This window comes from Luteimonas sp. A611, assembly GCF_054072715.1.
On sequence record NZ_JBSVRP010000007.1, the window covers coordinates 13350 to 26353 of the forward strand.

The 13004-nt window shown below is 69.5% G+C and carries 7 protein-coding genes and 2 pseudogenes; 2 read left to right on the forward strand and 7 right to left on the reverse strand.

Going from position 1 to position 13004, the window contains the following annotated elements:
- Positions 1 to 60 precede the first annotated feature (60 nt).
- Positions 61 to 852: pseudogene (locus tag ACW5EG_RS16380) on the reverse strand (YadA family autotransporter adhesin); the annotation flags it as partial.
- 429 nt (positions 853 to 1281) lie between these two features.
- Positions 1282 to 5067 (reverse strand): annotated as a pseudogene (locus ACW5EG_RS16385) (hypothetical protein); the annotation flags it as partial.
- 308 nt (positions 5068 to 5375) lie between these two features.
- Here ACW5EG_RS16385 and ACW5EG_RS16390 point away from each other — a divergent pair.
- Positions 5376 to 6719 (forward strand): sensor histidine kinase, encoded by a 1344-nt coding sequence (locus ACW5EG_RS16390; RefSeq protein WP_457020430.1) that lies wholly within the window; start codon positions 5376 to 5378, stop codon positions 6717 to 6719.
- Here the strand turns inward: ACW5EG_RS16390 and ACW5EG_RS16395 are convergent.
- The 5 genes from ACW5EG_RS16395 to glnA form a co-directional block, all read right to left on the reverse strand.
- The gene (locus ACW5EG_RS16395) at positions 6701 to 7429 is read right to left on the reverse strand and encodes a response regulator transcription factor (protein ID WP_457020429.1); all 729 of its coding nucleotides are present in this window, start codon (positions 7427 to 7429) and stop codon (positions 6701 to 6703) included. The two genes, ACW5EG_RS16390 and ACW5EG_RS16395, sit on opposite strands and share 19 nt — an antisense overlap.
- A gap of 241 nt (positions 7430 to 7670) precedes the next feature.
- Positions 7671 to 8990, reverse strand: a complete 1320-nt coding sequence (locus ACW5EG_RS16400; protein ID WP_457020444.1) for an ammonium transporter — start codon at positions 8988 to 8990, stop codon at positions 7671 to 7673.
- A 91-nt stretch (positions 8991 to 9081) separates the two neighbouring features.
- A complete protein-coding gene (locus ACW5EG_RS16405) occupies positions 9082 to 9420 on the reverse strand; it encodes a P-II family nitrogen regulator (protein WP_457022364.1) in 339 nt (112 codons plus the stop codon).
- 25 nt (positions 9421 to 9445) lie between these two features.
- Entirely contained in the window at positions 9446 to 10150 is a 705-nt protein-coding gene (locus tag ACW5EG_RS16410; RefSeq protein WP_457020427.1) for a TorF family putative porin, read from the reverse strand.
- Positions 10151 to 10484: 334 nt separating this feature from the next.
- A complete protein-coding gene (gene glnA / locus ACW5EG_RS16415; RefSeq protein ID WP_457020426.1) occupies positions 10485 to 11894 on the reverse strand; it encodes a type I glutamate--ammonia ligase in 1410 nt (469 codons plus the stop codon).
- Between the two features lie 277 nt (positions 11895 to 12171).
- Here glnA and ACW5EG_RS16420 point away from each other — a divergent pair, with 277 nt between their 5' ends.
- Entirely contained in the window at positions 12172 to 12966 is a 795-nt protein-coding gene (locus ACW5EG_RS16420) for an undecaprenyl-diphosphate phosphatase (protein ID WP_457022366.1), read from the forward strand.
- The last annotated feature ends 38 nt before the right edge of the window (positions 12967 to 13004 follow it).

Genomic DNA, 13004 nt, shown 5'->3' on the forward strand with positions numbered 1-13004 from the left:
CTGCGCGCAACGTGGTGTGCGTCGCCGGCGCAGCGCCGGCGACGCGGATGGGGCGCTGCCCTAGAGGTCGAGGCCGAAGCCGACGCCCGCCGATCTGTCGTCGCCGCTGAACGCGCCGCCGACGCTGAACGAGCCGCGGTCGCCGATCCTGCGCCCGTAGCCGATCGAGAGCGCCGCCTCGCTGCCCTGGAAGCCGGCACCGACCGCGATCCGGCCGCGCTCGGTCCGTGCGCCCGCCGCGTTGGTCGCCATGTTCAGCATCGCCGCGCTCATCGCGCCCTGGCGGTCCACGCGGCGCTCGATGTCGCCGAAGCGGTGCTCGATGTCGTTGCGCATCGTGTTGAAGCTGTCGTTCCAGGCCGCGAACTTCTGGTCGGTGTACTCGTTGGCCTGCGCCAGCGTGCGGGTGGCCGAGGTGTCGAGCTGGGCCACGTTCACCGCGTCGGTGTCCTCGGTGCCCGCTGCGACGTTGGTGACCTGGCGTTCGCCGCCGGCGCTGCCGACCGAGACGGTGTTCGCGCGGTCGGCCACCGAGCCCTGGCCCAGGGCCACGGCACCTTCGGCGGTCACGCTCGCGCCCTGGCCGATCGCCGTGCCCGAGGCCGCGGTGACACCCGCGCCCTCGCCCAGCGCCACCGAATCGGTGGCCGCCGCGCCGATGCTTGCGTTGGCCCCCACCGCGACGCTGCCGTCGGCACCCACGCGGGCATTGCCGCCGATCGCCACGTCATCCGGACCTTCGGCATGGGCACCACCACCGACCGCCACGCCGTTCTCGCCATTCGCCGTGGCGCCATCGCCGATCGCGACCGCGTTGGTGTCCTCGCCGATCCGCGCCGGGGTCTCCCCGCCCACCGCGACGCGGTCGTTCCCTGCGCCGGTCGCAACCTGCCCCTCGACTCCGGTGAGGCGCTGCCCGAGCAGGCTGACCTGCGCGTCCAGCGCGCCCAGCGCGTCGCCGACGCTGAAGTAGTTGGCGCCCTGGATCATGAAGGTGGGCGCCGACAGCGTGCCCAGTGCGGTCACCGCCGTACCGCCGCCGATGAGCTGCGCGGCGCTGTCGAGCGCTTCGTACAGCTGGCCGCCGTTGATCGCCTGTCCGCTGCCGGCCGAGACTGCACCGGACGCGAGGTTGTCGATGAGGGTGCCATCGTCGCCACCCAGCGTGACCGTTGCCCGCCTGGCGTCGTCGTAGGCCACCGCGTTGGCGGCTACGCCCTCGATGTCGCCGATGCGGCCGTCGAGCTCGTCGACCCGGCCCTCGACCACGCCCACGCGCTCGTTGGTCTCGAACAGCTGGCTGCCGTTGACCGCGTCGATGCTGTCTTCGGCCAGGGCGCCGGCGGCGACGTTGGTGATCACCGTGCCGGTTGCACCAGCCAGGGTGACCGTCCCGCGCGACGCGTCGTCATAGCTCACCACGCCATCGGCCAGCGCACCCACCCCGTCGGACACCTCGCGCAGCTGCGCGAGGTTGACCGCATCGGTGTCCTCGGTGCCGGCGGCGACGTTGGCGATCTGGCGATCGAAGGCGGCGATCGTGATGCCATCGGGCAGGCCGTCCCCATCGCCGTCGTACGAGGGCGACCAGTCGACCGCAGCGCCCACCGAGATCGTATTGGGGCGATCGGCCAGCGAGCCGTGGCCCAGGGCCACGCTGTTGCCTGCCGAGCCCAGCACCCACGCGTTGGCACCCAGCGAGGTCGCCTGGTCGGCAGCGGCGAAGCTGTTGTAGCCGAAGCCGGCCGCGTGCATGCCGATCGCCCAGGCCTCGTTGCCGACCGCCGTGGTGTGGTCGCCCACCAGCGGGGAATCCCAGTACGTGCCAGCCAGGGTGTTGAAGCCGATCGCGATGCTGTCGGCGCCGGTGGCATTGCTGTAGGTGCCCAGGGCAACGGCATTGAGCCCCGTCGCATTGGCGCTGGTGCCGATCGCGGTGCCGCCGAGCGACTCGTAGTACGACGTGCCCGAAACCTCGTCGAACACCCAGTGCCCGGTCTGCGCGTACCCGCCAATGGCGATCGAGAACGCACCGGCAGTGGCGCCTGAACCCAGCGCGGTACCCGCGTAGTACGCGGTCGCGCCGGTGCCTATCGCGGTGGCGTCCCATTCGACCGCCCAGGCCGTGGCGCCGACGGCGGTGGAGAACGGTCCCCCGGCCACGGCGTAGGTGCCGACCGCGGCGGACATGAACCCGGCCGATTCGGTCCCCATGCCGATCGAGATTCCGCCGGTGCCTTCGGCGATGGCGTTGCTGCCCAGCGCGATGCTGGCGCCGCCGAGCGCCTGCGCGCCATGGCCGCCGGCAAAGGCCTCTTCGGCCTCGGCGAACGCACCGCTGCCCAGCGCGGTGGCATTGAGGCCGAACACGGTCGCGCCCTGGCCGATCGCGGTCGCGCCGTCGGCATAGGCCAGCGCGCCGCCGCCAAAGGCCGAGGCGCCGTCGCCGATCGCGTTCGCCGCTTCGCCCGCGGCCGTGGCCTCGTCGCCTTCGGCCCAGGCGCCAGCGTCGCTGTTCTCGCTGCCGGTCGCATGGAAATACTTGTTGCCTTCCTCGATGTCGGCGACGGCTTCGTTGAGCTGGCCGACGTTGACCGCATCGGTGGCTTCCGTGCCCGCGGCCACGTTGGTGACCTGGCGATCGATCGCGCCGTGGACCACGCCGGACGCGTCGGTCCAGTCACCAGCCGCACCCACGGACACCGTGTCGGCGCGGTCGGCCAGCGAGCCGGCGCCCAGCGAGACGCTGTTGTGCGCGTCCTTGGTGGTCCAGGCATTCGAACCCAGCACCACCGAGTCCAGCGCCTGCGCGTAGCTGTTGTAGCCGACTACCGTCGCGCCGTCCTCGGTCGCCCAGGCTTCCCCGCCCACGGCTACGGTGTTGATCGCATCGGTCACCGAGTCGAAGTCACGGCCCGCCAGCGAGTTCGAGCCCACCGCAGTGCCGAACTGCGCGGTGGTGGCGCTGTTGCCGATCGAGACTCCCCCTTGGCCGGCGGATGCCTGCACGCCCACGCCGGTACCGGCCGCGGCGGCGATCGTGCCCTGGCCGATCGCGGTCGCGACCTCCGCCGCGTTGCTCAGCGCGCCGATCGCGGTGCCGAAGAACCCCGCCTGCGATCCGGCGCCCAGCGCCGACGCGTACCACTGGCTTGCGGTTGCGGCAGAGCCGACCGCGGTCGACTCGCGGCCGGTCGCCCAGGCGGTCGGGCCGATCGCCGTGGCGGCGAGACCGGTCGCTTCCGCCAGTCCGCCGACCGCAATCGAAAACATGCCCGAAGAGAGGCTGTGCGCCCCGATCGCCATCGAGGACGGCCCTTCGGCATTGGCCTGTAGGCCAAGCGCCACGGTATTTGCGCCAGCGGCGCTGCTGGCGTTGCCGATGGCCACGCCGTTCACGTCCTGCGCATTGGCGGTGGTGCCCATCGCAATCGAGTCGGCCCCCAGCGCAGTCGCGCCCTGGCCGATCGCGGTCGCGCCGTCGGCATAGGCCAGCGCGCCGCCGCCAAAGGCCGAGGCGCCGTCGCCGATCGCGTTCGCCGCTTCGCCCGCGGCCGTGGCCTCGTCGCCTTCGGCCCAGGCGCCAGCGTCGCTGTTCTCGCTGCCGGTCGCATGGAAATACTTGTTGCCTTCCTCGATGTCGGCGACGGCTTCGTTGAGCTGGCCGACGTTGACCGCATCGGTGGCTTCCGTGCCCGCGGCCACGTTGGTGACCTGGCGATCGATCGCGCCGTGGACCACGCCGGACGCGTCGGTCCAGTCACCAGCCGCACCCACGGACACCGTGTCGGCGCGGTCGGCCAGCGAGCCGGCGCCCAGCGAGACGCTGTTGTGCGCGTCCTTGGTGGTCCAGGCATTCGAACCCAGCACCACCGAGTCCAGCGCCTGCGCGTAGCTGTTGTAGCCGACTACCGTCGCGCCGTCCTCGGTCGCCCAGGCTTCGGTGCCCACGGCGGTGGTGTCGATCGCGGCGGTGAGGCTGGCGGTATCGGGGCCGGCGAGCGTGTTGGTGCCGATGGCGGTGCCATTGCCGGCGGTGGCGCGTGCGTTGTGCCCGAACGCCGATGCGTAGGCACCCGAGGCGTTGGCGCCACCGGCGAAGATGCCTGCGCCACCAACCGCGGTCGCGGACTGGCCGCTGGCCAGGCTGCCGTTGCCGACTGCGGTGGTGTAGGCGAACGTGGCGCGCGCGCCATAGCCGACCGCGGTGGCGTATCCGGCTGTCGCCTGGGCCCCGCCGCCGAACGCGGCGGCATTCATGGCGGTCGCGCGGGCGGCGGGGCCGAAGGCCGCCGAAGCGACGCCGGTCGCGGCGGAGGCGAAGCCGACCGTGGCAGCAAACGCGGCGGTGGCCTGGCTGCTGACGCCAAGTGCGATCGTATTGGTGCCTTGACTCGCGGCTGCACCGCCGATTGCCAGCGCATTCGGGCCGGAGGCCGCGCTCATGAAGCCGATCGCCACCGCATTGCCGCCGCTGGCCGTGCTGGCCGAGCCGATCGCGGTCGCATACGCGGCGCTGGCCGTGCTGCCGTTGCCCAGCGCGGTCGCGTGGGCGACGGTCGCAGCGCTTTGGCTGCCGATCGCGGTGGCGTTGGCATCGAGCGCGGACGCACTGTGGCCGATCGCGGTGGTGCCGTCGGCATAGGCCAGCGCCCCGCCGCCGAAAGCCGAGGCGCCGCTGCCGATCGCGTTCGCCGCTTCACCCGCGGCCGTGGCCTCGTCGCCTTCGGCCCAGGCGCCGGCGTCACTGGCCTCGCTGCCGGTGGCCTGGAAGTACCGGTCCGCCGCGGTCACCGCATCGGTCGCTTCGATGCCGGCGCGATCAGCCAGCGCGCCCTCGCCGCAGGTCACCCCGCTCCCGCTGCCAGGGGTCCCGCCCACAGGCGCGTCAGCGACTGGATCGATGCAGATCGCGTCCGCCGCAAGGGCCTGTCCGGCCAAGCCCGTCGCCAAACCGCCGACGCAGGCCAACGCCAGCAGCGACCGCCGCCGACTGGGTCTGGTACCGCCCGACGACACCGGACCCCCACGCGTGGAACCCGCCAGCTCCGAAGCCACGACCAGCATCGACAACGACTTGCTCCACACCTTGCGGTAGATCCTGTTCAAAATCGGATTCCTCGATCGGGACAATTGCCGGGCGGTTGGCGGAGCCTGCACCGGCTGCGGCAGGACGCGCTGCCGGCGCTACCAGCGACGGCCGTTCCCGCCGGGAACACGGCACCGCAACCGCCAACTCCCGGTACGATGGGTGATGACGACTGCGCGCGTCATCCACGAAACCTTGCAAAAAATGCGGCTTGCCTACGCATAATTGCGCTTTCTTTCGTCGGTCCGGGACGCTGGTCCGGCCGCTGGCCGCAGGTGCCGCCCACATGCTCGATGCGCTTGTCCGCTGGCTGCACGACGTGCCGATCGACGACCCGGTCGACCGGCGCAACGCCCCGGCGATGCAGATCCTGCTGCTGTTCCTGCTGGTGGCACTGCCGACCATGTGGGGCTACCACCTGGCCAAGCTCGGCGTACCGCGCGGCGGCCAGGTCAACATCGCGCTGGCGGCGCTGATGGTGATCGCGGCGGGCGTGAGCCTGGCGTGGATCCGCAGGGGCCTGTTCCGCCCAGCCGTGGTCCTCTACCTGGCGACGCTGGTGGCCACGACCTGGGTCAACCACTTCACGTCCGGCTTCCAGCTGATGATGATCGGGCAGTCGGACCAGTTCCTGTCGCTGATCGTGGGCGGCCTGGTGCTGGGCCGGCGCGCGCTGTGGCTGATCTTCTGCGCGCTGCTCGCGATCGTGGCCACCGGCTGCCTGGTCGACTACGCCGAGCTGGGTCCGCGCGCGTTCCAGAACGCGCCGTCGATCGCGTCCTCGTACTTCATCGTCGCGATCATGCTCGACCGCACGGTGGCGGCGCTGCGCGAGGCGCTCCACGAATCCGACGTCCGCCAGGGCGAACTGGAACAGGAGATGAGCGCCCGCGAGCGCGCGCAGGCCCAGTTGATCCATGCGAAGAAGGTCGAGGCCACCGGCCAGCTCGCCAGCGGCGTCGCCCATGATTTCAACAACGTGCTCAGCGTGATCCTGGGCTACGCGCAACGGCGCGAGCGGCTGGCCGACCGCGGCAAGCCGGGGCTGGTCGACGCGCTCGCCGGGGTCGAAGTGGAGGCGCGTCGCGCACTGGAGATCAATCGCAAGCTGCTCGACTTCAGTCGTCAGGAGATCCTGCGGCCCGAGGTGTTCGACCTGCGCGAGGCGCTGGCGGAACTGCGACCGATGCTGCGGCAGCTGTTCCCCACGGGCATCCGCGTGCGCATCCACGCCGGCGACGAACCGCTGCCGGTGCGGCTGGACCGCGCGAGCTTCATCCTCATGCTCCTCAACATCGCCGGCAACGCACGCGACGCGATGCCCGACGGTGGCGAGTTCACGGTCAGCGCGGGCGACGCGCGAGGGGCCGACGGCCAGCGCGTCAGACTCGACCTGGAGGACACCGGACAGGGCATTCCCGAAGCCCTTCGCGCGCGGATCTTCGAGCCGTTCTACACCACCAAGCCGGCCGGCAGCGGGACCGGACTGGGCCTGGCGCTGGTGCGCGACATGATCCGGAGCGCACGCGGCGAGATCGGCGTCGAGAGCGAGCCTGGCCGCGGCACCCGGTTCCGGATCGAATTACCGCGTGCCGGGGCCGGTGCAGACCCTCAGCCGGCGAACAGGTAGCCGACGCCGCGCGCGGCCAGCAGCGGGAACTGTGCGGCGCTGCCGACCGTCCCGGCCACCTTGCGGCGCAGCCGGTGGACCAGCATGTCCAGCCGCCGCGGATCGAAGTCGTGCACATCGCCTCCCCGCGCAAGCGCCTGGACAAGCTGATCGCGAGACACCGCCTCGCCACGCGCGTCCAGCAGCCGCCGCATCAGTTCGCGCTCGAGCACCGTCAGCGCGAGCAGCGTGCCGGTCGGCGCGGCCAGGCACCAGCCGTCCGACTCCAGGCGCCAGGGGCTGGACCCGCCATGCTCCGTCGGCTCGCGCCCGTGGGCCGATGGCGCCCGCAGCCGCCTGGCCAGGCAGTGCAGCGTCGCCATCAGGATGTCGATGTCGACCGGCTTGGGCAGGAACGCGTCGGCGCCATTGACCAGCGCCTGCAGGTGGCTGGCGCGTTGCTGGTTGCCGGTCAGCATCACGATGCCGATGTCGGGCAGCAGTTCGCGCAGGTGGCCGGCGACGCTGACGCCATCCTCGTCTGGCAACCCGATGTCGAGCAGCGCCAGGTCGAACCGATGCTGCAGCAGGTTCCGGTACAACTCCGCGGCCGAGGCGGCGCCCACCGGCGCGAAGCCGTGTTCGCGCAGCTCGGGCAGCAGCAGGTTGTCGCGCAGGCTGGCATCGTCCTCGAGGACGGCGACGCGCAGGGTGGAAGCGGGACGGGACATCGGCGGGAACGGCTCGGGCGCCTGGAGACCCATGATAGACGGCGCCGTCGGAATCCTGCATCGCCCGTGTGCGCAACGGGCGGGAACTGGTTTCGCCGGCATCGGCAAGCGATCCTGATCCAGCCGGCCGCCAGGCGCAGCGGTCACAATGCAGCCGCAGCCGCCCCGCACACCCAAAAGAAAAAGCGGGCAGCCTGCGCTGCCCGCCTGCACCTCGTGGGGGAGGTGTATCACTGCATGATCAGCTCTCGTAGGCGGACTCGCCGTGGTTGCTGATGTCGAGGCCGTTGCGCTCGGCTTCCTCGCTCACGCGCAGGCCGAACACCAGCTTGGCCACCAGGAAACCGATGACGGAAACGATGCCGATCCAGGCGATGGTCAGCGCCACGCCCAGCGCCTGCGTGCCCACCTGCGCCGCCATGTTGAAGTCGTCGCCGCCCTGCCCGCCGAGGGCGGGTGCGTAGAACACGCCGGTCAGGATCGCGCCGACGATGCCGCCAATCGCGTGCACGCCGAACACGTCGGCAGTGTCGTCGACCTTGAGCAGCTTCTTCAGCCCGGTCACGCCCCAGACGCAGGTCACGCCCGCGGCAACGCCGATCGCCATCGCGCCCAGCGGACCGACCAGGCCCGCCGCCGGAGTGATGCCGACCAGGCCTGCGACGGCACCGGAGGCCACGCCCAGCGCCGAGGCCTTGCCCTTGGTCAGCTTCTCGGTCAGCGCCCACGCCAGCACCGCCGCGGCCGTGGCCACCAGGGTGTTGATGAAGGCCAGCGCCGCGCCGGCGGTGGCTTCCAGGTTGGAGCCGGCATTGAAGCCGAACCAGCCCACCCACAGCAGCGACGCACCGACGAAGGTCATAGTGACGTTGTGCGGCTTGAGCGCCTCGCGGCCGTAGCCCACGCGCTTGCCGACGAAGTACGCGCCCACCAGGCCGGCAATACCCGCGTTGATGTGCACCACGGTGCCGCCCGCGAAGTCCAGCGCGCCGCGCTCGAACAGGAATCCGCCGGTCGCCCAGACCATGTGCGCGATCGGCAGGTAGCCGAGCGTGAACCAGATCACCGAGAACAGCAGCACCGCCGAGAACTTCACCCGCTCTGCGAACGCACCGACGATCAGCGCGCCGGTGATGCCGGCGAACGTCGACTGGAACGCGACGAACACGTACTCCGGCAGGCTGACGCCGTCGGTGAACGTGGCCACGAGCGTGTCGATCGTCACCCCCTTGAGGAACAGCTTGTCGAGGTTGCCGATCCACGCGCCTTCGCCGGAGAACGCCAGCGAGTAGCCGTAGACGATCCACAGCACCACCAGCAGCGAGAACACCGAGATCACGTGGATCAACACCGACAGCACGTTCTTCGACCGCACCATGCCGCCGTAGAACAGCGCCAGGCCCGGTACCACCATCAGCAGCACCAGCATGGTCGAGGTCAGCATCCAGGCGACGTCGCCCTTGTCGACGGTCGGCGCGGCGGCGGCTTCGGCAACCGCCTCGGCCACAGGCGCCGTCGCATCCTGCGCGAGTGCATCGAACGTGCCGGTCAGCCCGGCCACGCCCACCAGCAGGGCCAGTCCCAGCACCTGCATACGGGTCTTCCACCCGGAGAACGAAAGAAATTTCATGGAATGAGCCTCCACAGGTGGGTTAGAGCGCATCGGCGCCGATCTCGCCGGTGCGGATGCGGATGACCTGGTCAAGCGCGACGACGAACACCTTGCCGTCGCCGACCTTGCCGGTGCCCGCGGAGCGGCTGATCGCCTCCAGCGCCGCTTCGAAAGCCTCGTTGGAAACGGCGGCCTCGACCTTGAGCTTGGGCAGGAAATCAACCACGTACTCCGCGCCGCGATAGAGCTCGGTGTGGCCCTTCTGGCGGCCGAAGCCCTTGACCTCGGTGACGGTCAGGCCGTTGACGCCGGCCTCGGCCAGCGCCTCGCGCACTTCGTCGAGCTTGAACGGCCGGATGATGGCAATGATCAGTTTCATGGGTCGCCTCTCTTGGTGTGCGCGCTCAGAACGATTTGGACAGCGACACCAGTACGGTGTCGTCCAGTCCGGCGAGATCGGTGTCGTGCCATTCCACGCCAATGGCGAAGCCGTTCTCGAAGCTCTTGCCGCCGGTGAGCTTCCAGTAGTCGTAGTCGAGCTCGCCGCTGTAGCCGCTTACCCATTGGCGGCCATAGCCCGCGCCGATGCTCCAGCCGCCGTCGAACTCCCAGCCCGCACCCAGATCGAGTGCCGCGCTGCCGTCGGAGTCGGGGATGCCGAACAGATCGGTGGTGGCGTAGGAGTACTTCGCCTTCAGCACGTTCCAGCTCAGGCCGAAGTACAGCTCGAGCGTGTCGACGTCGGTGAAGCCGGCCGGGTAGTCGCCCGGATACCAGTAGTAGTTGGCGCCGACGTCGTAGCCCACGCCGCTGTCGCCGAAATCGGCGGCGTAGCCGACGAAGCCGTCGAGTTCGACCTGGCTGGAGACATCGGGATCGGAATCGGACAGCCAGCTGATGCTGCTGCCCCAGGCACCGGCGTAGAAGCCGCTGTCGTGGTTCCAGGTGACGCCGCCCTGCAGGGCGGGATTTTCGTTGGTCTGGGTGATGCCGCGGAACACGTAGTCACTGACCACCGTGACGGAACCCGACACCTCGGCAGAGGCATTGCCGGCGAGCATCAGCCCGGCGGACAGGAGTGTGGCAACTGCGATCTTGCGAGACGACATGACAGGCTCCTTAGTGAGTGGAAAGCCCTCCCCGGTCTTGCGTACTGCGCGTTCCACCCGGCCCGGCATCCCCATGCCCGACGTGGGTGCCGACGGGCACTCTGTGGCGCCTCGACCGGTCATCACCTTTCCTGTCCGTGCTGTCGATTGCTTCGGCGTTGCGTGTTCCTCGCCCTGGAAAAGTCCGCGGCCCGCGTGGGGGAGGGCCGCACGCCCGGCTCGCCGCCGGGCGCTGGATCAATGGATGGATGTTCATTGCGGGAACGCTCGGCGCCGCGCGCCTTGCCCCCATCCCGGCCTTCCCCCGCACGCGGGGGAAGGGGTCAAACCTGCATCAGAGGCCGTAGTACATCTGGTATTCGAGCGGGTGGGTCGCCGCGCGGAAGCGCGTGACTTCCTGCATCTTCAGGTCGATGTAGGCGTCGATGAAGTCGTCGCTCATCACCCCGCCGGCCTTGAGGAAGTCGCGGTCGGCGTCCAGCGCTTCCAGCGCCTGGTCGAGGCTGGAACACACCTGCGGGATCTTCTTCTCTTCTTCCGGCGGCAGGTCGTACAGATCCTTGTCGCTGGGGCCGCCCGGGTCGATCTGGTTCTTGATGCCGTCCAGGCCGGCCATCATCAGCGCGGTGAAGGTCAGGTAGCCCGACTGCAGCGGATCGGGGAAGCGCACCTCGATGCGGCGCGACTTGGGGTTGGACACCCACGGAATGCGGCAGCTTGCCGAGCGGTTGCGCGCCGAGTAGGCCAGCATCACCGGCGCCTCGAAGCCCGGCACCAGGCGCTTGTAGCTGTTGGTGCCGGAGTTGGCGAAGGCGTTGATCGCGCGCGCGTGCTTGAACACGCCGCCGATGTACCACAGCGCCATCTGCGACAGGCCACCGTAGCCGTCGCCGGAGAACAGGTTCTGCCCGCCCTTGGCCAGCGACATGTGCACGTGCATGCCGCTGCCGTTGTCGCCGACGATCGGCTTAGGCATGAAGGTCGCGGTCTTGCCGTTGCGGAACGCCACGTTGCGGATCACGTACTTGGTCGCCATCAACTCGTCGGCCTTCTTGACCATCGAGTTGAACTTGGTGCCGATCTCGCACTGGCCGGCGGTCGCGACCTCGTGGTGGTGCACTTCGGTTTCGATGCCGATCTGCTCGAGCGTCTTGACCATCTCCGCGCGCAGGTCGTGCAGCGAGTCGGTCGGCGGGACCGGGAAGTAGCCGCCCTTGACGCCAGGACGGTAGCCGCTGTTGCCGCCTTCGTATTCCTTGCCCGTGTTCCAGGCCGCTTCCTCGGACTCGACGTGGAAGAAGGTGTGGCCCATCTCGTTGGCGAAGCGGACCGAGTCGAAGATGAAGTATTCGGGCTCGGGGCCGAAGAAGGCCTGGTCGGCGATGCCGGTGGACTTGAGGTAGGCCTCGGCACGACGCGCGATGCCGCGCGGATCGCGCGAGTAGTCCTGCATCGTCGCCGGATCGAGGATGTCGCAGGTCAGGTTGAGCGTGGGATCGGCGTAGAACGGATCCAGGTAGGCGGTGGAGGCGTCGGGCAGCAGGATCATGTCCGACTCGGCGATGCCCTTCCAGCCGGAGATCGACGAGCCGTCGAACATCTTGCCGTCCTCGAACAGCGCCGGTTCGACGATGTTTGCCGGGAAGGTGACGTGCTGCTGCACGCCGCGCATGTCCACGAAGCGCAGGTCGATGAATTCGACCTTGTGGTCCTTGATCAGCTTTTCCACGTTCTCGAGCGACATCGGATGGGAGCCTCTGGTGTGCGAATGATGCAGGTTGATACGCAAAGGCCGTGCCAACCTCCAAGTTGTTGATATCAGACGGATACGAACCATCCCTCGGGAAATCACGCCTCATTCTGGTGAAGGTTTCGTTGGGTTTGCACCATCGGGGGGATCGGCAACCCGCCCTGCTGTCGGATCCTGCCGGGTCACCGACGCCACTGCGCACGACCATGCGCGCACGCCGGTTGCTGCAGGGGTTTCCGTTATCCTGCCCGACTCCGCCAGAAGCGACCCCATGTCCGATCCGCTGTCCGCCCTGCTGCTGGGCATCCTCGAAGGGCTGACCGAATTCCTGCCGGTGTCGAGCACCGGCCATCTGCTGATCGCCCAGTATTGGCTGGGCGCGCGCTCGGACTTCTTCAACATCGTGATCCAGGCTGGCGCGATCCTGGCAATCACCCTGGTGTTCCGCCAGCGCATCTGGCAGCTGGCGACCGGCCTTGGCGAACGCGAGCACCGCGACTACGCGATGAAGCTGGCGGTGGCGTTCCTGGTCACCGCCGTGGTCGGCCTACCGGTGCGGCTGGCCGGCTGGGAACTGCCCGACACGGTGACGCCGATCGCCTGGGCGCTGATCCTGGGCGGGGTGTGGATGATCTTCGCCGAGCGCATGGCCGAGCGCCGCGGCGACGCGGTCCACGTGACCTGGACGGTGGCGGTGCTGGTGGGCCTGGCGCAGGTGGTGGCAGGCGTGTTCCCCGGCACCTCGCGCTCGGCCGCGGCGATCTTCATGGCGATGCTGGCGGGGCTGGGGCGACGTTCGGCGGCGACCGAATTCGTGTTCCTGGTGGGGATCCCGACGATGTTCGCGGCCAGCGCGTATGCGTTCCTGGAGCTGTGGAAGGATGGCGGCCTCGGCGGCGAAGCCTGGGGCGATGTCGCCTTGGCCTTCGCGGCGGCCACCGTGACCGGCTTCGTGGTGGTGAAGTGGCTGCTGGGCTACATCAAGCAGCACCGTTTTACCGGTTTTGCGGTGTACCGCATCGCGCTGGGCGCCGCGCTGCTGCTGTGGCTGCCGGCGGGCGACTGAGCGAAACGCGCCTTTTACCGCGCAGGCTCCGGTCCGCA

Coding starts and splice junctions, on each gene's coding strand:
- ACW5EG_RS16390 (WP_457020430.1), top strand. CDS start 5,376: ATGCTCGATGCGCTTGTCCGCTGGCTGCACGACGTGCCGATCGACGAC.
- ACW5EG_RS16395 (WP_457020429.1), bottom strand. CDS start 7,429: ATGTCCCGTCCCGCTTCCACCCTGCGCGTCGCCGTCCTCGAGGACGAT.
- ACW5EG_RS16405 (WP_457022364.1), bottom strand. CDS start 9,420: ATGAAACTGATCATTGCCATCATCCGGCCGTTCAAGCTCGACGAAGTG.
- ACW5EG_RS16410 (WP_457020427.1), bottom strand. CDS start 10,150: ATGTCGTCTCGCAAGATCGCAGTTGCCACACTCCTGTCCGCCGGGCTG.
- glnA (WP_457020426.1), bottom strand. CDS start 11,894: ATGTCGCTCGAGAACGTGGAAAAGCTGATCAAGGACCACAAGGTCGAA.
- ACW5EG_RS16420 (WP_457022366.1), top strand. CDS start 12,172: ATGTCCGATCCGCTGTCCGCCCTGCTGCTGGGCATCCTCGAAGGGCTG.